The 23,255-nt window shown below is 33.2% G+C and carries 17 protein-coding genes and 1 tRNA gene; 6 read left to right on the top strand and 12 right to left on the bottom strand.

Annotated elements, in window-relative coordinates; all coding sequences use genetic code 11:
• The first annotated feature begins 87 nt into the window (after positions 1 to 87).
• From ACFO3O_RS03665 to ACFO3O_RS03655, 3 genes are read left to right on the top strand one after another with little or no spacing between them, the layout of a single operon-like run.
• Positions 88 to 3,282: an efflux RND transporter permease subunit gene (locus ACFO3O_RS03665; RefSeq protein WP_379977145.1), complete on the top strand. Its 3,195-nt coding sequence runs from the start codon at positions 88 to 90 to the stop codon at positions 3,280 to 3,282.
• Positions 3,279 to 3,587, top strand: a complete 309-nt coding sequence (locus ACFO3O_RS03660; RefSeq protein ID WP_379977144.1) for a hypothetical protein — start codon at positions 3,279 to 3,281, stop codon at positions 3,585 to 3,587. Before ACFO3O_RS03665 ends, ACFO3O_RS03660 begins: the two co-directional genes overlap by 4 nt.
• A 10-nt stretch (positions 3,588 to 3,597) precedes the next feature.
• The gene (locus tag ACFO3O_RS03655; protein WP_379977143.1) at positions 3,598 to 3,783 is read left to right on the top strand and encodes a YgaP family membrane protein; all 186 of its coding nucleotides are present in this window, start codon (positions 3,598 to 3,600) and stop codon (positions 3,781 to 3,783) included.
• Positions 3,784 to 4,442: 659 nt separating this feature from the next.
• Here ACFO3O_RS03655 and ACFO3O_RS03650 read toward each other — a convergent pair.
• The 6 genes from ACFO3O_RS03650 to ACFO3O_RS03625 form a co-directional block, all read right to left on the bottom strand.
• Complete coding sequence (locus tag ACFO3O_RS03650) at positions 4,443 to 5,099, bottom strand: IS1 family transposase (RefSeq protein ID WP_379977142.1); 657 nt, start codon at positions 5,097 to 5,099, stop codon at positions 4,443 to 4,445.
• A 252-nt stretch (positions 5,100 to 5,351) separates the two neighbouring features.
• A complete protein-coding gene (locus ACFO3O_RS03645; RefSeq protein WP_379977141.1) occupies positions 5,352 to 5,702 on the bottom strand; it encodes a hypothetical protein in 351 nt (116 codons plus the stop codon).
• A 13-nt stretch (positions 5,703 to 5,715) separates the two neighbouring features.
• Positions 5,716 to 9,771, bottom strand: a complete 4,056-nt coding sequence (locus ACFO3O_RS03640; RefSeq protein WP_379977140.1) for a DUF6443 domain-containing protein — start codon at positions 9,769 to 9,771, stop codon at positions 5,716 to 5,718.
• Between the two features lie 10 nt (positions 9,772 to 9,781).
• Positions 9,782 to 14,047: an RHS repeat domain-containing protein gene (locus tag ACFO3O_RS03635; RefSeq protein ID WP_379977139.1), complete on the bottom strand. Its 4,266-nt coding sequence runs from the start codon at positions 14,045 to 14,047 to the stop codon at positions 9,782 to 9,784.
• 304 nt (positions 14,048 to 14,351) lie between these two features.
• Positions 14,352 to 14,630 carry a hypothetical protein gene (locus ACFO3O_RS03630; RefSeq protein WP_379977138.1) on the bottom strand — a complete coding sequence of 93 codons (279 nt, stop codon included), beginning with the start codon at positions 14,628 to 14,630 and terminating at the stop codon, positions 14,352 to 14,354.
• A gap of 232 nt (positions 14,631 to 14,862) precedes the next feature.
• Positions 14,863 to 15,351, bottom strand: a complete 489-nt coding sequence (locus tag ACFO3O_RS03625; RefSeq protein WP_379977137.1) for a DinB family protein — start codon at positions 15,349 to 15,351, stop codon at positions 14,863 to 14,865.
• A 993-nt stretch (positions 15,352 to 16,344) separates the two neighbouring features.
• On the opposite strand from ACFO3O_RS03625, the gene ACFO3O_RS03620 reads away from it, so the two are divergent.
• Positions 16,345 to 16,746 (top strand): hypothetical protein, encoded by a 402-nt coding sequence (locus tag ACFO3O_RS03620; RefSeq protein WP_379977136.1) that lies wholly within the window; start codon positions 16,345 to 16,347, stop codon positions 16,744 to 16,746.
• A gap of 5 nt (positions 16,747 to 16,751) precedes the next feature.
• Here the strand turns inward: ACFO3O_RS03620 and ACFO3O_RS03615 are convergent, their stop codons facing one another.
• From ACFO3O_RS03615 to ACFO3O_RS03600, 4 genes are all read right to left on the bottom strand, one after another.
• Positions 16,752 to 16,958 carry a hypothetical protein gene (locus ACFO3O_RS03615; protein ID WP_379977135.1) on the bottom strand — a complete coding sequence of 69 codons (207 nt, stop codon included), beginning with the start codon at positions 16,956 to 16,958 and terminating at the stop codon, positions 16,752 to 16,754.
• On the bottom strand, positions 16,955 to 17,755 hold the full coding sequence (locus ACFO3O_RS03610) for a hypothetical protein (RefSeq protein ID WP_379977133.1): 801 nt from the start codon (positions 17,753 to 17,755) through the stop codon (positions 16,955 to 16,957). Before ACFO3O_RS03610 ends, ACFO3O_RS03615 begins: the two co-directional genes overlap by 4 nt.
• Complete coding sequence (locus ACFO3O_RS03605; RefSeq protein ID WP_379977132.1) at positions 17,703 to 17,864, bottom strand: hypothetical protein; 162 nt, start codon at positions 17,862 to 17,864, stop codon at positions 17,703 to 17,705. Before ACFO3O_RS03605 ends, ACFO3O_RS03610 begins: the two co-directional genes overlap by 53 nt.
• A 271-nt stretch (positions 17,865 to 18,135) precedes the next feature.
• On the bottom strand, positions 18,136 to 18,726 hold the full coding sequence (locus ACFO3O_RS03600) for a hypothetical protein (RefSeq protein ID WP_379977131.1): 591 nt from the start codon (positions 18,724 to 18,726) through the stop codon (positions 18,136 to 18,138).
• A gap of 461 nt (positions 18,727 to 19,187) precedes the next feature.
• Between ACFO3O_RS03600 and ACFO3O_RS03595 the strand changes: the two genes are divergently transcribed.
• Together ACFO3O_RS03595 and ACFO3O_RS03590 are read left to right on the top strand one after the other, a co-directional pair.
• Positions 19,188 to 19,949: a hypothetical protein gene (locus ACFO3O_RS03595; protein WP_379977130.1), complete on the top strand. Its 762-nt coding sequence runs from the start codon at positions 19,188 to 19,190 to the stop codon at positions 19,947 to 19,949.
• Positions 19,950 to 20,299: 350 nt separating this feature from the next.
• Positions 20,300 to 21,913, top strand: a complete 1,614-nt coding sequence (locus ACFO3O_RS03590; protein ID WP_379977129.1) for a recombinase family protein — start codon at positions 20,300 to 20,302, stop codon at positions 21,911 to 21,913.
• On the opposite strand, the gene ACFO3O_RS03585 is transcribed toward ACFO3O_RS03590, so the two are convergent.
• Both ACFO3O_RS03585 and ACFO3O_RS03580 read right to left on the bottom strand, forming a co-directional pair.
• A tRNA-Leu gene (locus ACFO3O_RS03585) sits at positions 21,879 to 21,961 on the bottom strand. The genes ACFO3O_RS03590 and ACFO3O_RS03585 overlap by 35 nt on opposite strands.
• A 439-nt stretch (positions 21,962 to 22,400) precedes the next feature.
• Positions 22,401 to 22,802, bottom strand: a complete 402-nt coding sequence (locus tag ACFO3O_RS03580) for a response regulator transcription factor (protein ID WP_379977128.1) — start codon at positions 22,800 to 22,802, stop codon at positions 22,401 to 22,403.
• Between the last annotated feature and the right edge of the window lie 453 nt (positions 22,803 to 23,255).

The raw sequence follows: 23,255 nt of genomic DNA, 5'->3' as shown, positions 1-23,255 counted from the left end.
GCAAAAAAAGAGTGTAGCGAATAGCCCGTTAAAACGCCCAAAACATATAAAAATTACCTTAAAGAGGGTAATAAAAATAAAGTCAAAATGAAAGAAGGTTTAGCAGGGAAAATAGCCAAAAGCTTTATAAATTCTAAGCTTACAGTACTTCTAATGATCGTATTTATGGTTGTTGGAGTGTATAGCTCGTTTTTAATTCCGCGTGAGGAAGAACCACAGATAGACGTCCCGATGGCAGACATTTTTGTGGGATACCCAGGGGCAAGTCCCACAGAAGTTGAATCTCGTGTTATCAAACCATTAGAAAAATTAATCTCTAATATCAAAGGGGTAGAGTATGTGTATTCTACATCAATGAAGGAGCAAGGAATGGTGATTGTTCAGTTTTATGTAGGGGAGGATATTGAGCGCTCTTTTGTAAAATTGTACAATGAAATAAACAAACACATGGATCAAATGCCGCAAGGTGTGACGTTCCCATTAGTAAAAACAAGAGCGATTGATGACGTACCTATGTTAGGTATAACGCTCTGGAGTGAAAATTATGACGATTACCAATTGAGCCAGATAGCTCAGGAGTTGGAAAGTGAAATTAAGAAGGTGAATGATGTTGCTATAACACACGTAATTGGCGGTAGAAACCGACAATTACGGGTGATTTTAGATAAAGATAAACTGGCTGCTAGCGGATTAGATTTCTTGTCTATTTCAGAAATGATAAAGGCGAATAACTCACAATTAATTTCAGGAAGTTTTGATAAAAATGACACAGAATTTCTGGTGAATACAGGTGCGTTTTTAACATCTGCGACTGATGTTGAAAATTTAGTTGTTGGTGTGCAACAGGACCAGCCTATTTATTTAAAACAAGTAGCAACTATTATTGATGGTCCAGAAATTCCACAAAATTATGTGTCTTTAGGATTTGGTAAAGGAAGTAAAAAGGCTGTGACATATTCTTCTGAATACCCTGCAGTAACGATTTCTGTAGCCAAAAGAAAAGGAGCAGATGCAATGAAAATTGCTGATATCATTATAGATAAAGTGCAACACTTACGAAAGAACTTAATTCCAGATGATGTGCAAGTTGAAATTACCAGAAACTATGGGGAAACAGCATCTCATAAAGTGTCAGAATTATTGCTGCACCTGATAGGTTCCATCTTTGCTGTAACACTTGTAGTAATGCTAGCGATGGGGTGGCGTGGGGGATTGGTAGTGTTTTTATCGGTTCCAATTACGTTTGCGTTGACATTATTGAGTTACTATATGCTGGACTATACATTGAATAGAATTACACTGTTTGCTTTGGTTTTTGTTACAGGAATTGTGGTAGATGACTCCATCATTATAGCCGAAAATATGCACCGCCATTTTAAGATGAAACGCCTGCCCTTTAAACAAGCGGCTTTGTATGCAATTAACGAAGTTGGAAATCCAACCATTTTAGCCACATTTACTGTGATAGCTTCTGTGTTACCCATGGCTTTTGTGTCAGGGTTAATGGGTCCATATATGGCACCAATGCCTATAGGAGCTTCTATAGCCATGATTTTATCATTATTTGTTGCTCTTACTATTACACCCTATTTGGGATATATTTTTTTACGTGAAAAGGATAAAAAAGGAAAAGATGAGAAGCCTGAAAAGCCCATCGAAGACACTTTAATTTATCGGATTTATAACAAATTTGAAAGACCTTTATTAGAGAACAAAACGAAACGCTGGTTGTTTCTAGGGGGTACTTTTTTACTGTTAATGGGAACTATGGTATTGTTTTTCACCAAATCTGTTGCAGTAAAAATGCTGCCTTTTGATAATAAAAACGAATTTCAAGTCGTGATCGATATGTCAGAAGGTACCACGCTAGAGCGAACAGGTGTTGTAGCTCAGGAGATTGCACAGTACCTAGCGACACGACCAGAAGTAGTTAATTATCAGAATTATGTTGGTACGTCTGCTCCAATTACTTTTAATGGTTTGGTACGTCATTATGATTTGCGTGGTGGAAGTAATATGGCAGATATTCAGGTAAATTTAGTTGATAAAAGTGAGCGTGATATCCAAAGTCACGGAATTGCTAAGGTTTTGCGACCAGAGATTCAGAGGATAGCTTCAAAATATAGTGCTAACGTAAAATTAGTAGAAGTGCCACCAGGACCTCCTGTATTATCGACAATCGTTGCAGAGATTTATGGTCCAGATTATAGTGAGCAAATTAAAATTGCAAATAGCATTCGGGATATCCTGACAAATACCGAAGATGTTGTCGATGTTGATTGGATGGTTGAAGATGATCAAATCGAGTATCAATTTAATATAGATAAGGAAAAAGCGATGTTATACGGAGTCGCTCCTCAACAAATCACGTACACTATGAATATGGCGTTATCTAATAGAGCGATTACCAATTTGTATGATGAAAATGCTTCTCGTCAAGTTGGTTTGGTACTTAGTCTTGATGAAAAAGAGAAATCAACAATTTTAGATATTTCACAGCTTAAAGTGAAATCTAAAAAAGAGAATATGGTTCCTATTGCAGATTTGGTTGAGATAAAACAAACAACGAGCGCAAAAAGTATTTATCACAAAAATCAGAAACGGGTGGTGTATGTTATGGCAGACATGGCAGGAGCATTAGAAAGCCCTGCGTATGCAATTCTTGGAATGGAAGAAAAGTTAAATGAGATAAAACTACCAGAAGGATATACGCTAAATGAGATGTATTTAGGACAACCCGATTATGAAGACGACTATACGGTAAAATGGGATGGAGAATGGCAAATAACCTTAGAAGTCTTTAGAGACTTAGGAATTGCGTTTTTAGGTGTTATTATTTTGATTTATATCTTAATTGTAGGGTGGTTTCAAAACTTCAAAGCACCTATTGTTATGATGGTTGCAATACCCTTATCATTAATTGGAATCATTTTAGGTCACTGGATTATGGGCGCATTTTTTACAGCAACCTCTTTCATTGGAATGATTGCCTTAGCAGGGATTATGGTTCGTAATTCGGTATTGTTAATAGACTTTATTAACATCCGAACAGCTGAAGGTGTTCCTCTAAAACAAGCTGCAATTGAAGCAGGCGCAGTGAGAACAACACCTATTCTATTAACAGCGGGAACGGTGGTAATAGGAGCATTTGTTATTCTTTTTGATCCAATTTTTCAGGGATTAGCAATCTCATTAATGGGTGGAACCATTGTGTCGACAGTGTTGACTTTACTGGTGGTACCATTGGTGTATTATCTAATAGAACGTAAAAATTATAAATGATGAAACTACTAATTGTAACAGTTGTAGAAGAGTATCATAAAGATATTATACAACTATTTAAAGACGCAAACATTGAGAATTTTAGTGAATCTGATATAGATGGGCATAAGACGGCTGGATCTTTATTAATGACTTCAAATTGGTTTCCAAGTGAGAAAGGTGCTGCCGATTCCAGATTGTTCTTCTCGTTTACTGAAGGGGATAAAATTGATGCCGCATTTGAGTTAATTAAAGAGTATAATAAAAGCTTAATAACCTACAATCCAATAAAAGCGATTGTAGTCCCTATTGAAAAATACATTTAAAAGAAAAACTATGAAAAATAGAATTGTTAGAGCTGTTGCAGGTATTTTTATACTCACCAGTTTATTGTTAGCTGTTTATGTAAATATACATTGGCTTTGGTTCACCGCTTTTGTAGGACTAAATCTTTTTCAGTCTTCATTGACCAAATGGTGTTTAATGGAAACCATATTAGAAAAATTTGGGGTAAAGGATTAAGTTTTTAGCTATGAAAGCTAGAACTAGCTGCTAATTTTTAATATAAAAAATGACTAACCCGTTAAGATTAGTCATTAATGTACCCGAGATGGGACTTTTGTGGGTCGTAACAGGATAATTTTCAATTATCCTAACTAGAACTAGCTGCTAATTTTTAATATAAAAAATGACTAACCCGTTAAGATTAGTCATTAATGTACCCGAGATGGGACTTTCATAAATCGTGACAGGATGTTTTTTCAAATCACCCTAACTAATCCTAGTTGCTAGTTTTAGGACATAAAAAAAAGCTAACTCATTTAGAATTAGCTTTTTTGATGTACCTGGGATGTGACTTTCATAAATCGTGATAGGGTAATTTTTCAAATCACCCTAACTAATCCTAGTTGCTAGTTTTAGGACATAAAAAAAGCTAACTCATTTAGAATCAGTTTTTTGATGTACCCGGGATGGGGCTTTCATAAATCGTGACAGGGTGTTTTTTTAAATCACCCTAACTAATCCTAGTTGCTAGTTTTAGGACATAAAAAAAGCTAACTCATTTAGAGTCAGCTTTTTGATGTACCCCAAACGGGTCAATTATCGAACTTTTTAATGGAAGATATACGCTTGATTATAGCTAATTATGAAAACCTCACTTCTATTATTTAAGGTTAATACTATCCCCAAAAATATATCCGTAAGTGAGCTTCTAAATATTTTTGCTTTCGCGAAAAGCAAATTGTCTTTCTTGAAAGTCTTTTAATATGCGTTCGTAATGTCAAATTCATTCGCTCTATTTTATTCGTGCAATATTGAAAACGTTTATGAATTTCTTTTGGAATCAAACTAGGGTAGATATTTAATTTATCTGTATAAATTCGCTTAGGATTAAGTAGTAATATTTTATCTATCAATTGTCTGATGTTTTCTTTGGTTCTACCTCCAACCACAAAATCAATTAATAACTTCGTTTCTCTTTCAATACCATAGATTAGCCAATTTTGTTTCTTGCCATTTGCTATTTTTATTGACATTTCATCAACTTCAAACTTACAACCTTGTTTATTGAAGTATGGAATTTTAATTTGGTTGCTAATCTTGAGCATTCTTGAAAGAACTGTTTTCGCTGAAATATTTATAATCCTTGATATACTTCTAATACCACAGCTTTCTTTTAATAAACATTTTATTAAATCGTCGACGTTCGATTGATAAGCTTTATAGGCATATTCTAATTGAAAATTACACTTACAATTTTTACAATGATAGCGTTGCTTCCCATTTCGTTTTCCCTTTTTTATAAAATTAGATTGATAGCAGTTTCTACATTTCATATCTGTAAAAATAACCAAGCACCAATTTACTACACGTAAGGATAAAGAATCCTTATTTAGTAGCCTCTAACAAACTTTCATTATTTCAAAGAACAAGAATGAGTCTCAAATTTGAGACTCATTCTTTATTTATAATACTGATAATCAAATATCAAAATATTCAATTTCTCAAAAGCACCAGTTTACTACATCACCTCACAGACGAGCGCTAGCGGGGGGGGGGGAGGGGGGTAACGATTAGTAACTTACGGACTACAACTCTTCACTATTTAACTTATCTTTTATAAAAATCGAAAAAACTAATATTGTTCCCAATAAGAAAAACAATACAACTGAAAATTTTGAATTAAAAAAATTAGATTTATAAACTTGCCACCCTCCTAATAACATTCCTAAAACACCTAAATATTTGTGCCAAGCAGGTCTTAAAAAAAAGAAAAGTTTTTTATTTATTAATATGTAAATAAGAGTTAACAAAAAACTTATGGATAGTAAAACTTCTTGAATAAATAAATTATTGTTAAATATTTCATTACAAAAGACAGCTATAATCAATGTCAATAGTATTATTACTATTAAAATATACTTATACGTTTTTTTCATTTTTATTCCTTTTTTAAAAGCTTATACGTATTTTAATTTTTTCTGGGTCAGTGGTTCTTACAAGAGCATCAACACCAGTAGCTATTGAAGCGACACCTAAAACTTTAGATACAGTTGGTTCAGGCACTAACATTGCAGCTACACCTAAACCAACACTTGCTACTCCTTCTATAGTAGAAATATTTTCTCTTTCTCTACCAATAGCTTGTACAGGACTTATCTTCTCAGACTTTTTAAAGTCTTGGACATTGGCAACAGTTTCTTTAAATTCATCGCTAACCATCGAAGATTCATCAATATCAACCGTAGTTGAGTACATTATTGGGTCAGAACGATCATAACCTTTACCATCATCTCTTTTAGTCTTTATACTCGCATACGTGGTTTGAGTAGCACTTCCTTCATTGCCTTCTGCATCAACAATTTTCCCTTCTGCATCTACATAAGTTGTCGTTGTTACAGTTTTTTCTATTATTTGAGAGACTTGACCGTTATCATCAGTAAGCGTTGTCGAAGAAACAACAGATTGCATAACTTTGTCTGTCCCTTTAGTTTCTCCCTTATCGTCATAAGTAAAGCTAGTTGTTATACCATTTGAGTGAGTTTCCTCTTTTGGTGGATCGCCTGGTCCAGTTGGCGACATACCGTCATAATCTTGCCAATAAATAGGATTATTGAAAGCAAAATTATAAGGACTGTGTCTTCTCATTTTTTCGGCAAGTGGATCTAAATTCATCCATCTCCCAATTGCAGGATCATAATTACGAGCAGAAATATCATACCAATCCAGCCCTAACTCTTCTCCGTATTCTTTTCCGCCAAAGGCAAACTTCTCTGCCATGGGGTTAGAATTACTCGTTACCACGTCGTTGTATCCTTTTTGTTGCAATCCAAATGGGTAGAAATTTTTCTCGCTTATGATTTCGGTATTTGGGTTGATAGCTCCATCTCCATCTGAGTCAGCGTATGTAAGTCTAACGTTCCCTAAGTGGTCTGTATAATTAAACGCATATTGATAACCAGAAAAACTAGAAGTTTGAGTTGTCGTACTAAACTTTTGGACAGATTTTGATGTGTTATGAACAGGTTCTACATATCCTTCGGGATGTGAGATCATCTTTAACTTTTCAAGACCGTCATTGTTTTCATAAATATATCCTCCAGCATAAGAAGTTGTAATTGTAATGCCTTGTCCATCATCTTGAACAATCTTTGCTTGTTTTACTCCTGTAGCATCATACACATAAGAGATGGAGCCTTTCTGAAAGGTACTGTTTGCATCAGTCCCTAATATATCTATAAAAATAGGTAGATTAAGATGATTGTAATCAATAGTCGTAATACCTTTGTTCTTATCTGCTGTCATATTGCCATTTACATCATAAATATAATCATTTCCAGATGTATTTCCGTCATAGAATCCTTGATTCTTAATTGAAGTCAATGAACCATCCGATACATCTAGTAATTGGTTACCATCATACGTATAGGTTAGATCATCCATACGAGAAGCTACATCATTTTCATTAGTACCATTACGTTTAAGGTTGAGGATATTACCATTTCTGTCATATCCTACATCAAATACTTGAAAATTATCATTTGTTAAAAGGGTAGTTCCTTTTCTACTATATGCTGCTTTGAATCGGTTCAGTGCATCATAAGTGTATCCATATCCTCGTTTTTGAGAGTCTGAATTTGCAGTTTTCCAAATAGTTTGAGAAATATTTCCATTGTATAAAGGAATAGCCAAACCAACATCTCCCGCAGTGCCTTCTAGAGGAGAATCATAATTAATATGAAAGTTAAATAAGTCAACTTCAGTAATACCACTACCTCCTTGAAAACTGTTTAAAGGATTGATATCGGTAAGCCATCCACGCACATTATATTCATAATCTACTTTTTGAAGACTTTTATCAATGCTAGTTGCATATAGATTAAGGTTTCCTATTTTTGCTCCTTCATCTCGCATAGAGATATCCCCAACTAAAGAAGCATAATTCTGAGCCATTGTGTGGGTCGCCACTTCTGTTCCGTTATGGATGAAATGTATTACATTTCCTTCTCGTTCGATCTCAAAGGTGTCGCCTATTGTGTATGGAGTAGCACCGTGTAAGCTTACAAGAGTACCATTCTCCCTTATTTGTGATATAAATCTTGGAGGATTTTGCCAAAACATCGCAAATCCATAGTCAACTTCACTATGAGAACTACTGGTACTTTGATCATTGAGACCTACAAGATATCGTTTATTCTCAGTCTCTGCTGTAAAAGAAATACCTCCATCTCCTTCCAATCGACCGACGGTAGATAAACCAGCATTATAGTAATTACTATCACCGCTTGTTTTTTCTATTATATTATCAGTAACTGTAACATTAACAATATCTGTATACCCTGATTCAAAAAGTTGTCCTCCTACACGTTTAGATTCTAATTGTCCTAAATTATCATAACTATTACTAGCTATGAGTTGCACAGGTTCGCTATCAATTTGTTGCATATGAGTAACGAGTCTATTTTGATGATCATAGCTAAAGAAATCTTTGATCACCACTTCTTGATGTCCATTTTTTTGATGAGTAGTTCTACTTTCTAATACTTTTCCTGTAAAATCTAGCAATGATTCAGAGGTATCCGTAGTCCCTAAGTAATTATTTATACTTGCTCCAAAAATAGGACGTGCCTTATCATCATAACCCGTGACGGATGTAATCCAATCGTTAGTGCCTAATACACGTACTTTAGACACCGTAGGGAGTCCTTGAGTAGCGCTTGTGATATTTTGGTTATACACTGAACTAGGCAGTGTAATGCCACTGTGATCTACATAGGAATCGTAATAGTTTACGGTTAAAACCTCTGTAATGTTTGTAACAGGAAAACTCTGATTACTGTAATTTACCAACGTTCCTGCTATATTTTGCGTATTAGCTGATCTTTGCTCATAGACATTACCGCTGTAGGCAGGGAGATTATTTGCCGTATTTTGCTGCCATTGTCTAGACTCTGAAGAGGTAACAATTCCTGTATAGGCCACTCTTGATAATTCATCATATTTTGTTAAGAGCCATTGGTTATTTTCGCGCAAGCGGGCATCTTGTGTTAATACGGGTTGATCAAGTTTGTTATATACAATGTACTCCCATCCTTTAGCAGGGACTTTCTTTTCAATAAGACGATTACGATAATCATATTTATATTGATACCCTAGCTTATCAAGAATATCCTGATAATTAGTTACAAGAGTATTATTGACATCTATGATCTGATCACTAGCTTCTGGAGATAATACAAAAGTTAAGTTTCCAAAATCATCGTAAGTGTAATACGTGTCATGTGGAAGGTTATCATTGTATGTTCTCTTTAAAACAACTTGACCAAGCTTATTTGTAAATTCTTCTGTGGTGTGATCATTTCCAGAGGTAGATGTCCAATTTTCATCTTTAGTCACGTTTTTACGCAGTTCGCCTTCTTGGTAGAAACCGTTTAGAATCAATTGGGGTAGCGTTGTATTACCGCCAGAAAAGCTCACATGGTAGTAATACACTTCGTTATCAAGGTTAATTTGATAGTCCATCTTAATTGTATGACCTTCACTTAATGCCCAAGAATTACCAGGTGCTGCCTGTTCAAAAGCACGGCTTAAAACAGATGCTTCAAATACCGTTTGTGAGTATGGATTTTGAGTGTTTTCATATTTTAGAGTATTGTAGAAATTCCCAATTTCTGTTTTAAGCGTTTGAGAACTTGTAAATGCCAATGGATTGGGAATATCTGGTGCTGTGGCATAAGGTAAGTACTGTTTAGGGCTTCTACCCATGGCATCATACTCTGTGTGACTCACAATATTTTCTTTATTACCTCCTGCTTTTACAGCAATAGATTGTTTGGGTCTTCCCAAACCATCAAAATAGGTAATGTTTTCTATCTTCTGCTCATCAGAAACAGTAGGTGTTTCTGTGGCTACTTGATATGCTGTTGTTTTTACGTAATTTTCTGTTGTAGTCTGTCCAATACCTAGTACAGGAAGCATACATATAAGTGTGATTATAATTTTTTTCATCCTGATGGTTTTAATCGTTACACAATACTAGATGTTGTAATCTATCTCTCTCGGTAATCCCTAAAGTCATATCCTTAACTTCGCAGATCACTTCAATACCTCTGGGGTCTTGAGAAGAACAATCAAACACTTTAGTCCACGTTGGCGAAGAAGAATATGCAGAAAAAGTCTCTCCTTTTAATTTCCATCGATACATCAGGTTCCCTGATCCCCCGTATGGAAATGCTTGATAATGGAGCGTTACATTGCTAGTACTCGTTTGTGTATCTATAAGATCAATTGAATTACTCAAAGCGGGATAGCTCTGCCCATCTTTCTGTATGGTGTTATCTGCCATTCGAGAGCCTACAATTATTAAGGGACCGTCTGGATTATCGGGATTAGGATCAGGATCTGTTTCCTCTGGAACAGTACTACCGCATTCTGTAATCCCGATAGCATCTTCCCCTAGAGTACTTATTAAATCATTGGTTATATTGTACTCATTCTTACTAATCAGTTTGTAATCCTGATCATATACTTCACTTAACCTATTATTGGCATCATATATATAATACATAGAGCTTCCCCTAGGGTCAGTAATACTAGTAACTCCTACTAAAGGATCATACGTATAACTCGTCATATATACATTTTCGGGTAAGGCATTACGAAGAGTTTCTAATGAATTACGTAATGTTTGCTCATTACAATTAGCATTTCCTAAGCAACTACTAGTATCACTATTGGATTGAGACTGTAATGTCGTAATAGTTGTTAAATTTGCAAGATCGGTATAGGTTATATTCTGAACCTTAGCGATGATATATTCCTTGTTATACCCCCATATATAACTCATAGGTGTGCCATCTTCTTGTCTACTTTGAAGTAAGTTTCCGTCATTATCGTAATACTCATAGTTAACTTTTGTCTCTAAATTATCATTGGCTTTTGCTGATTTGGAAGCTGTAACACGCACATTATTTCCTGTACTAGTATTATCTGCAAAGTTTAACAATACACTTCCTAATTTTTGATCGTTGTAAAATGCTTCTGATTTGACAACTTGTGAAAACTGCTTTTCTGCAACAAGATTAGATACTCCTGGAACTGAAGCTACTTCACTATCATACGGGTAATAATAAGTAGATACTGTAGATTCTCCATCTCTTACAATAGATTCTGTTGCTACTAAATTTCCATTACCATCATACGTAGAATATTGATCTGTGTAGGTTTGACCATTCGATAAATAATCTATTGTTTGAGAGAAGGTAGGAACTGATAAACGAGAATATGTAAGGGGTTGTCTAAATGTTATGTAAGTGTCGCCATTTTCCATCCATACAGGGTACACACCCTCTCCTTCCTCAGGTACATAAGGTAAGCTATTAAAATTTGCATAGTATTGTAGATCATTATTTATAAAAATTGACTCATATTCATTCTGAGTAGTCCTAAGTAAATTCTCGGAACAATCATATAATGATTCAGTCAGCAAATTGCCATTAGAAGCTTCATAACTATTTTTAGGATTCATTCCCAACATGATTGCATTTTGAGCCTGTACATATCTGGTTTGATTCGCTGAGTAGGTAGGATTCCAGTAAAAGATATGCTCGAAGCTTTTTTTATGATATTGGTTTGGTTCATTCGAAAAAGAACGGTCTGTAATAGAAAGTAGCACATCATCTTTATCTAATTGATATTCTCTGACAAATGAATATCCTATGTGTGACCCTTGTGCGGAAGGATTTCCACGAAGATTAGAGTTAGAAGTAATAGTTATACCGTCCACACCTCCACCATAACCTGGTCTAGAGGGAGTATAGGAGAAAAACCCTGTGAATTTTGTATGAAAAATAAGCTCATCCATAAGTTTACCAGAACTAGATAAATCTTGCGAATCTACATTAGGCAATTTATAGTCAAATTGTTTTTTACTTATAAATTTTCCGTCGTTATTCCTATTAGTAATTGTTTTAATTCGTGAGCCTCCTACAGCAAAACCCTCTATAAATTGTGGAAGATTAGGATCAGTCGTGTTTGGTATTTGCGTAGAGAGAGTAAAATCTTCAGGAAATAATTGAACTCCAGGCATACCTGGATCTGTATTTTGTTGACGGATTAATATATAGTCTCCAGGAGGAATGACTACAGTTCCATTGCCCGGAGGGGAATCTTGTGCAGGTGTCCCTACATTAGAATTTTGCCAATCTCCATAATAAAATAATGGATAAATATTTGATGGATTATTATTGTCTTGAACATAGTACTTGGGAACGTCATAGAATTGCTCAAAATTATCAATTCCAGTGAATCTATAAAGGTTACCTTGTCCATTAACTATTCCTATACCATTATTTACTATAATCTGACTTTGGTTAGTAAAATTGAGAGGTGAGGTCTGTGTTGTTGTACTCGCATCATATCTATAACTAAAAAAATCATAATTAGGGCTTTGAGCATTCTTGAGATATTGATAAGTGAACCTGTAGTTATCTTCATTCGTAAGATTTGTCCAACGCATTGTTCCGTTTGGAAAATAATCAGTAACTACATAAGGTGCGGGACCATTAACAAGTGCTTTGTTTGATTCATATTGAAACTCAGAATAACCTCCTGTAGGATATACGATTTTGATTAAATTCCCCCTGTTTCCAAAAGAAAATTCAGCTTTTCTACTACCTCCATCAAAGTCAAAATAAGTTTGCCCTATTTGATATGATTGATTGGATATTTCTTGCGTGCCAAATCTCCCTATGCTTGGGACATTCGTAATATTATTGGCACCATTATAAAAGCCCCAAAAATCCGTGTCAAATGTCCCTTTTTCAGGAAGTCCATTTGGGTTTTCATATTCAAATTCGTATTGTTGATCTAGTATAGATATCCCATTAAGTTTTAAACGTAAATTTTTAGCTTCGTCTGAGTTACCAAGTACCTGATCATTATAATATCCGTGATCAAATGTTGCAGTTCGGACAGTATTGCTATTATAATCTTTAATATCAATACTAGAAAGACGGCGTCCTGTAGGCTGGAAATGATTATTTGAAGGTGTTCCGTGAGTATAGTCTACTCTATGTATTCCAGATGAAGTTTTAGTCCATACAACAAAGTTAGTATCGTTAAGAGGAGTAGATGGAAAAATCGCTCCTACGTCACTACCAGTTAGTAAATCTCTTCTATCTTCGATGGAAGTGAAATTAACTTCACCAAAATCACCTGAAATACTTGAAAGATAATTACTGTTAATTAGAGACATAGAAGATGTATATGTTACCAATGATTCATCATAATCTTCTCCATATTCGTCATTTCCGCTATGTGTATTAGATTCTCTAAAAACAATACGGCCTGAATATGAAGGATGCGTAAAATGAGCCCCTTCTTGGTATGAAAAAAATAATTGTTGCCCAGTTGGTGATGTTATCCGATCTAAAAGCCAACTTGTAATAATTGTATTATCTCCTTCTGGGTTGTGATCTTCAGCCAGACCACTTAAAGTAAATTCTTTTGTATCAGAAGATCCATTTCCATTGCTAGAACGAGTAGATGATACGGTTGCAGCGTAGTCTTTTGTAGAAAAAACATATTCAAAACCTCTATCGTCTAATAAAGTAAAAGTCTGTGTAATTAAATCGTAATCAATTTGTGCGTGATTATTGTTAAATATATGAGTAGTTAGGGTCGTTGATATTCCGTTACGCTTGTTAAATCTAAAGGTATAACTCTTTCCAAAGACAGATACATTAAATATATCTGGTTGCGTATCAGCATATGTTTTTGGAGCTGTTGGAGATGTGCCATTACCATAAGTCGCATGAACTTCAATAATGTCACCTATAGACACGGAAGGAGTACCTCCTGGTGGATCTTGAACTACAGTATCGATATTATAAACAAACGCTGAGATTGTGCCTTGATCATTTGGAATATCACCTTCATTGAGATCATCATTTCCTTGAATGTCACGCGTGATTGCAGCATTTGCACTTAATGACCAATTCATACCTACCCAACTTGATTCTGAATTTACACGGATACCCCCTGAGTCATACGATAATTGAATAGGAATACTTAACCCTTCAAAATTGATTTGATGTATAGGAATTGAAATATTAGCCTTCCCATTATACGGATTTGTTCCAATATCTCCGTAAGTTCCTAAGTTTCCGGCCTCTGGACTTGCAGGAATATTTTCTTTCAAATAATCAGGATCAATACTCTGTTGAGCATACACTGAAGTAAAAAATGAAAAAACAAAAATAAAAAATAAAAAAATTCTACTCATAATAATTGTATGATGGTTATTAAATTTTTTGTGAAACGTACATAAACACCTATACCATATAACTAACAAGAGTTGCAGGATAAAGATATTCACAGACGAATCTGTTATTCGATAAATAGAGGGTGTGGTGCTTTTTGTAAAAATCAAATAAATAGGTAGCTAAACTATTGTTTTCATTTTACAACTTTAAAAATAGGTAATTGCAAAGTTTTTTTAACAGTCAAATATTGAAATTACTAAAAAACTAATGTCTAAATTCCTTAAATTGTTGATTTAAAACAAACTATATATTGTTATCTTTTTGTTAAGATAAATTATAATACACAGCATTGTTTATAGTAATAGATTTTTCAATAGTAAAATCTTCTATATGATCCCCTGATTTTGAGCCATACTCAACCACTTTGGGAATTTTATCTAAAGAAACATGTATAGTGGTTGTTTGTAATTGTTCATGTAGATGCCCCTCTATGTGTGTAGAAGATTCATCATCTTTTTGACAACATATAAAAAGTGTCATTGCTGTGAGCACTAGAAATATTCTAGTATTCCGTAATCCTACATTTTTAATCATTTTTTTCATTTGCGGTTTTAAATTAATACTCAATAAAAGGCTGTTTTTAAAAAAATAAGAAAGTTCAAATATAGACCCAAAACGAATACAACATCATGTAAATGAGTGAAGTGACTGATCTAGTTAGGGAACTCTCTAAAATGTTAGTGTTTTCTTACTTAGCATAAGGTAAATGGGTGATTTAAGTATGTTCGAATACTTCATTACGGGCTATTTTTTATTCTAGTAATTAGATGTTTGTTTATTTTCTAATAAGAAGTTTTATGATAATACCTATTTGTCCTAAGTGATATAAAATATGATGTATAATACCTTCTAAGGCATACTCAAAAGGGTAACGACTCTTATGGTTATCTTCTGTGTATGTCTTTTCAAGAAAAGAATCATCTTTATCTTTAAGAAGTATAATCAATGATAAAATACTTTTCTCATAGTCTTCTTTTAATTGTTTCCAGCCAATAGTTTTGAGTTCTTCATTAGAACGCCAATGATCAGGCTGATAGACTTGTTGCAAGAATAAATAGCTTTTTATCTTATTAATCACATCTATATTCAAAGCTACTAGATGTCCTATAATCTCAGCAACACTATGAAGTTCAGGTATAGGGCGTAAAAACGCAGTATGGTTTGATATGCCCTCTATTTTATCCATAACATTAGCCCCTAACCATAAAGACTTGTAATTTATAGCTTCTAATTGCTGTGCATACATTTGTACTGTTGTATTCATAATTTTAATAAAATGATAGAACTATACCCAAAAGACCCTTTTGAAAATGTGGTGCAATGATTATTGGTCAGATGGGTAAATAGTTCTAATTTTTTAAATTAAAAAATTGGTTTATAGCCTCTAGCGCACACCTAATTTATTGTATATGAAATTATTATTCTCAATAGTAAAATGCCCTCTATGATCTCTTAGTTTAGAGAGGCAATCTGCCACTTTGGGAATCTCATCTAAAGAGACACTACTAGTGTTTGTTTGTAATTGCTCATTTAGATGCCCCCAAGGTGTGTAGAAGGTTCATCATCTTTTTGACAGCATATAAAAAGTGTCATTGCTGTGAAAACTAGAAATATTCTAGTGTCCCATAATCCTACATTCTTACTCATTTTCTTCATTTGTGTTTTTAAATTAATACCAATAAAAGGGTGTTTAAAAATTTAGGAGAGTTCAAATATAGACATAGAAATTACGCAACATCATATAAATGAGTGAAGTGACTGATCTAATTTGTAAACTCTCAAAAATGTTAGTGTTTTCTTCGAGACTAAGAAATAAGAAGTACTATAAACATGATTTACCTCTTAGTCAAGAAAACAAACCTATGATTTGATCATAATTTTTTAGGGAAGAAATTTTTCAAGAGTAACAACTAGTACTCTTCAATCATAGATGGCTTATTATATTACTTAATAAAACACAAGTCCTTTTAAAAAAAAAATCAATAATCCAACGAACCTTTGGGTGTGAAAGAGCATCAAGTTTACTCATTTACAATTATGATTTGTTTAATCTATGTTGAACTATCGAAAAAAGAACTTGTGTTTATTCCACAAATATTAGCCCATACTCTATCAGACTATGATTTCCTTTGCGGAATTCTATAAATTTTAACTACTTTAGTACTTAATAATGATGCTAATATAGAACATTTGTTCCAAATAGAACAAATAATAAGTAATTTTTTTCTATACAAAACATTTGAACCCCTAATTCAATATGAACTTTTACGAAAAATTATTATCATACAAAGCACTTAATAAGTTGTCTTGGAAAGAAATAGGGGATATTATTGGCAAAGAACAAGCTACTATTAGAATAGCTGTAACTAGGGAATCTTTATCTGAGTTAGAAATCAGAGAAATAGAAAATATTTTCTTTAAAGACCAAAACTCTGATATCGATAATATTGAAAGTTCGACATCTAATTATGCTAAACTTATTAAAGTGGGAAAGCATAAAATTACTATTGACGATTTCGTAAGTGCTTTAATTAATAATACTGCTTTAATAGAAGATCATCCTAGTTACATTATACTTAAAGATTCTATTAAAGAAAAAGCTAAAAGAGACTATTTAGAAGAACTTTATAGAAAGCAACAAGATAATAATAGCAAGTGATGTAACTACAAATCACTTTTAAGTGACTTTATAATATTTGTTATCCCTATAGTTTTTTCGAGTTTAGAAACAATAATTTTATCTTTTTTAGTTTGATCTTCCAATGCTTCTAATTCATCAATATCACTCTTGTTGATTTGGTATGCTTTTTCTGATAGAATACCCTTTCTTTTTAGTCTTTTAAGCTTTAATTTCAACCACCACTTTTTCATATCTTCATTTTCTTAATGGTGTCTTCTTTTTCTTTTAGGAAATCAGCACGACGATTGATATTAATTAAAGGGGGAATCTTAATACTTATTAAATCAAAAACTTGACTCAATGCTGTATTATATTGCTCTTCTTGTTCTTTTAAAGTTTTTTTATTCTTAAATATAAAATATGAAGCAATTAAAATGATTATTGGTAATCCATATAGGGCTAAATCATAGGCGAATCTTTCAAAATCATATTCTCCTTTAGAATTAACTTTATAGATAAAACTCCAAGTAGCCCAATAAGCAGAACAAAGTATAAAACAAGATGATACTATAACCCAAAATTTCTTCTCATTTTTATTGAATTGAACCTTCAATACAAGATAAAAACTAAATAGTGAAACCACTAAAGCAAATACACGTATTCCTATTCCAAGTAAAAAGTTTTTAAATGAAGTATATCCTATATAAGAATCCTCCTCTAGGATTTTGGTTTTTATAGCTTGATATTTTTTTAGTTCTAAATTTGACTTTTTTTCTATCAACCTGAATTGAATAGCTAAAGCTTTTTCATGCTGAGTACCATTTTCAAGTTGTTGTATAATTTGATTGTAACTAGAGTCTCTACTTTCAATTATTGGTTTATACTTCTTTTTATGATCTATGTATTCTTGAGAATTTGCTGGTACATACTCATGGATAAAAGTAACGGCAATAGAACATATTATTACCGTTACTAATGGTAATATTATCAGAAAACTAATTACCGCCTTCTTCTTCTGTTTCTTCGGCTGGATCGCCAACTTCTCCATGTCCTGTTGCAAATTCATTTTGTTCTTCTTCAATACTCTTATCTGGTTCACAACTAACTATTGATGTTGTAAATATACAGACCGTAAAGATTAATAATAGTTTTTTCATTTTATTTAAGGTATTTAGATTAAACAGAAATAATGTAATCTTTTCCCTTTTTATAAAATGAAATAGCCCTTCATAGTTATAAAATAATTATCAACGATAAGGATCGCTAATATACTGTTAATGATTAAATTAAAACAATAATAAAACCTCAATAATATTACGTGTTTGCCGTACTATTATTGAGGTTTTAAACTTTGATGTATTTTTATGAGGAGGGAAGTATATTGGATCATGTGCTTAAAGCACCTTTTAGAATGATAGTTTTTTTAAGTTAAGCTACTTCCTTTTGGCGTTTATCTGGGATTAATTTATAACAGACATACAAAACGGTAACGATCACAGTAGGGGCTACCCAATAAAAATTTCGATCTATCCATTCTTCTTTTAGTTCAATATCCACAAGCTTTTTTATTCGTGGGTCTTTTTTAGCTTTGATACTTCTAGGCAAAGTGGGTAAAATAGTTGCTTTAGGATTGTTGTATTTGTCACAATTCAAAGCTTGTGACATACTAAGTTGATTCAATTCAATATTCTCTATTTTATCGATTAAAAGGTCTTGCTTGGCTTCTATACGTTTTTGTGCAATATATGTTGCTTTAGGATTTACAACTTCTTGAAAAGTGTTTCCTATGACACTTCCCATAGAAGCGGTAAGCAAATCCATATTGTTTATGGATTTGCTTGGAGGTTCTTGTTTTATGAGTTCGCTTAACTTGCCTTTACCGTGTCTGACTCTACAGGCTTTTGTTCTACATTTTGAAGAACAATATACTTGTCTTTTATTTCTCCCAATAAAAAAAGTTCCACATTGTTTACAGTTTAATTCCATATATTTGATTCCCTGATATTCTAATTCTTTCATTAGCAATTAGTGCCCAATTTCCCTAGAACAACGTTACACGTGTAACGTTGTTTGTTTTTTAAACCACACATTATTAGCTAAATAAACGTTGCATCTAACGTTTCAATGTTTCACTTTATTTAGAAATAACATAAGCCTATGTGCCTTTAAATGTGCTATAAACATACGAATAAATATTTATTTGTTACACTAATGTACAACTTGTTTTTTAAAACATTATTGCCTTTATCGTCAAATTTGACGGTGTTACATGTCAAAACCCCTAAAACAACGTTACACGTGTAACGTTGTTTTGATAGTATTTCGTTTATATTTAGCCTTTACATAATTGCAATTGTAATTTAGATTTGAAGATAGTTGCAAGTTTTTTTAACTATTATTTTGTGGTATTGTATTAAAACAGTAGATTTATAAAAAGTTACTAATATGTAACAATATGGAAAATAAAGCGTTTAATAAATATGGCAACAAAAAAAATAAAAAGCATAGAAGGATGGAGAGAGGTACTTGCTAAAAGAGTCGTTCCTGTAAAACACACAAAAGTATCTCGTCGTGCCATTAGCCATTGGTATGATGTTGGTCTTATCGATAGTGATGAAAAACAGGATCACAAAAGTCGTTTTCTTACCTATTTAGAATTCTATTGGGTATCTATTATGGTAGAGTGTCGTAAACTAGGATACTCCATAAACAACCTCAAGAAAGTAAAAGAAAAATTACATAATTCAATCCCTTCTGATTTTATGGACGAGCAAATCCCTATGCTTGAAGAAGCGGTATTGCACATGATAAAAAATAGACAATCCCTATACTTAGAATTAACAAGTGAAGGCGAAGCTGCTATTATTGATGAAAAGGCATATCATTATGGATCAAGAGTAAGTTTTTATACAAGTAACATCACAATACGATTAAATAGCTTGTTTAAGGAAAGAATTAAGAATATTCATCTTCGTACAGAATTTATTAATTACCCTAAGCTAAGTGAAAACGATAGGATTGTTTTAGCATCATTGAATGATGATGATACTCAAACTATAACAGTCACTAAGAAAAACAATGAAGTTGAACTCATAGAGATAGAGGAAGATATTATCGTAGATAAACGGATTATAGATATTCTAAACGAAGAGGATTACCAAACCATAGAAATTAAACAACATAACGGAAAAATTTCAAAGATTAAAAGAACGGTAAAACATAAACCAACCAAAAAAGTTTAGATAAGTAGATAAAGAAGGGCGATGTGAACATCGAACAAGATCACTAGTGGGTTGTACTGACCAGAAACAATGGAAGTATGACTATGACAGAATTGGATTATGTTATCCCAAAAAAAGATTACAAAAAGGAAAAAGAATGTAAAGACAAAAAATGTAACTTGTAGAAAGACTCCTAAGAGATCGATGTTATCAACATCGATAGCAAGCATAGAAAAGATGACCCCGAAAAGGCTTCGATCTTTTAAAGGGTTTGAAAAGGTTACTCGCAAAGAAGCAGAACATATTATCGAAAGCCTAGAGAGGTATTGTAAGGTGGTTTTGTGTCAGGTTAGATTAGAAAAGTAGCGATTATGAGAAACAAGGAATTACAAGCCTTTGCATCCTATGCAAAGGCTTCAAAAACCAAGCAGATTAACACACAGGGTAAAGCCGTTATCTACACCCGTGTATCTACCAAAGAACAGGCAGAGAACAATGCTTCATTAGAAACTCAAAAGAAGTATTGCCAAGCGTATGCTAAAAACAAGGAAATAGCAGTGGTAGCATATTTTGGTGGAACATACGAATCAGCAAAGTCAGATGAGCGTAAACACTTTCAAAAGATGCTTACCTATGTAAAGAGACATAAAAAAGAGATCAGTTATATCATCGTCTATTCCTATGATCGTTTTTCAAGAACAGGAGCAAATGGGGCATACATAAGCAAACAACTTATGAAAGAGGGTATCGTCGTACTTTCAGTCACTCAAAATGTAGACGCTACTACTGCATCAGGATCATTTCAACAGAATCTTTATTATATGTTCTCTCAGTTTGATAACGAACTAAGACGTGATAAATCCGTCACAGGAATGCAAGAGAAGCTTCTTGAGGGCTATTGGATTGGTGCAGTTCCTTTCGGATACACTAACTTAAATCCAGGCAAAGGAAAGGTTCAAAACATCGTGGTAAACGAACAAGGGAAATTACTGCGTTACGCCTTTAAGTGGAGGGCAACAGAAAACCTAAGTTATAGAGCCATAGCAGAGCGTCTTGAAAAAAAAGGATTGGTTATAAGCTATAAGAAGCTAAGTGACTATTTCAGAAATCCTTTCTATTGTGGATTGGTTGTAAGCGCTCATATTCCAGATAAAGTTATAGAAGGAAAACATGAAGCCATGGTCTCTAAGGAACTATTTCTAAAAATCAATGAATCCTTACGCAATAAGGACAAAACTCAATCCTACAACAAGGATGAAGAGAACCTTCCACTTAAACAATTTGTAAAAGCAAGTTCTTGCGGAGGATATTATACAGGCTATCTCGTAAAGAAAAAAGGGTTGTATTATTATAAAAATAACCGAAGAGGAAGCAAAGAGAATAGAAGTGCTAGAATCATGCACCAAAAGTTTGAACAGCTCCTTACACAGTATCAATTAGCAGATCAGAAATATATCGCTCCTTTAAAAGAAGTAATGAGCTACACCTTCTTAGAACAGCACAAAGAACAGTTACAAGAAGCATCAGCGATAGAAAAGCAAGTAAAAGCCTTAGATCAAAAAATAGAACTGTTAGAGGAGCGATTTGTATTTAATGAAATCACAAGGGAGCAATACATTAAATTCAAAGGGAGATCAGAGAAGGAGCGAATGGAAAAACAAGAGTATTTACAAGCAAATAGTTTAGATGTATCGAACCTTGAAAAAGCAATTAATTTAGCTGTGGATTATTCCTCGAATCTATCGGTATTGTGGAGTTCAGGAGATTTGGAAGCAAAAAAGAGACTTCAAAATATGCTATTTCCTGAAGGAATCCTGTTTGATCACAAAAATGACCGTTATCGAACCATAAGAGTAAATTCTATTTTTAGTGCAATCCCAACAATAACAGGCAATATGAGTGGAAATGAAAACGGGACACCATCAAAAAAAATGAAGGTGTCCCGTTTAGTACCCGGGATGGGACTTGAACCCACACGCAACTAGTGCACACGGCCCTCAACCGTGCCTGTCTACCAATTTCAGCACCCGGGTAGAAATTTACTTTATAATAAATCTTGAAGAAACCCTTCTTGATTGCTTTAAAATTTATTCGAGTGCAAATATAGAGTAACCCATTTTTAAAAAGAAAAAATCAAGACTTTATTTATTAATCCTATAACACAATAATTGTATAGATCATTAATAAATATCTATAATGTATCTTTAATTATATATGTTTTATGAAACCACAGGTTAAAGTTGGTATATAGATGTTAAAAATGAAGAATAAGTAGTAAACACATAAATTACACACAGGTTCATAAGCCGATAGTGAAAGCTATTGGCTTTTTAGTTGATAGATGGTTTTCTTAGATTTTTAATAGTAGCGTATTTGTTTCGCTTAACGCTAAATTACACACTCAAATTTTTTAGGTTTTTAAAAACTTTGCAACTCTTGAGATTAAACCTAAATTTATTGCCTAGCCTTTCTCTATGCCTGTTCTCGACTATCCAAACAATTTTCAATTGATAATAATAACTCCTCTAACTCAAAGGGTTTGGTTACATAATCATTAGCCCCGGCATCCAGTCCCATTTTTATCTCAATTAGTTCAGATTTAGCGCTAAAAAAAATAAAAGGAATTTTTTTAGTATCAGAATCTTGTTTAAGATGCTTGAGCAAGGAAAAGCCATCCATTTCAGGCATACGGAGATCACACAGAATCAAATCTGGTGAGTAAAGCTTGGTTTTTTCTAGCCCGATCTTGCCATTGGCAGCCGTAAGAGTAGAATAACCTTCTAGTTCCAAAAGTTCGGCAGTGTTTTGCAGTATGTCTCTGTCATCTTCAATAATTAAAATCTGAATCATAGCTACACAAATATTAAGCTCCATATTTTGACTCCTTAAGGTACGAAAATTTCTAATATTTCATTTGTGGTTTTATATCAATTTCATATGTGGTTTTACATCAGAAATGGTTGTATATTATTGAAAAACAGTTGTATATTTTGCTTTTGCTAAAGTAAATACCCTCAAGCTATTTTTCTATACTCATATGTAACATGAGTCATTTTTTAATAATATTGGATAGTGTTTAACATGCAAAATCTAATTTTCTGATAAATATCATGGTAACTACTAAAAATCCAATGTATTTTTAAAATACTATAATTGTTCAGTCCATATTTGGTTTTGGAAAATATATTTTCTGATTTGGTAAGTGTTACTCAAGAGTTTTTTTCAAAAATAAGTGAGTTTGATTGGTTTATTCCAGCACGTAATTTTATACAAAGTTAATCAGGCTCTTTTTTTTACATTTGTTTATGACAACCTTACAAATATTAA

Source organism: Dokdonia ponticola (assembly GCF_042653865.1).
Lineage (GTDB): Bacteria > Bacteroidota > Bacteroidia > Flavobacteriales > Flavobacteriaceae > Dokdonia > Dokdonia ponticola.
This window is presented reverse-complemented; position numbering and strand designations above follow the sequence as displayed.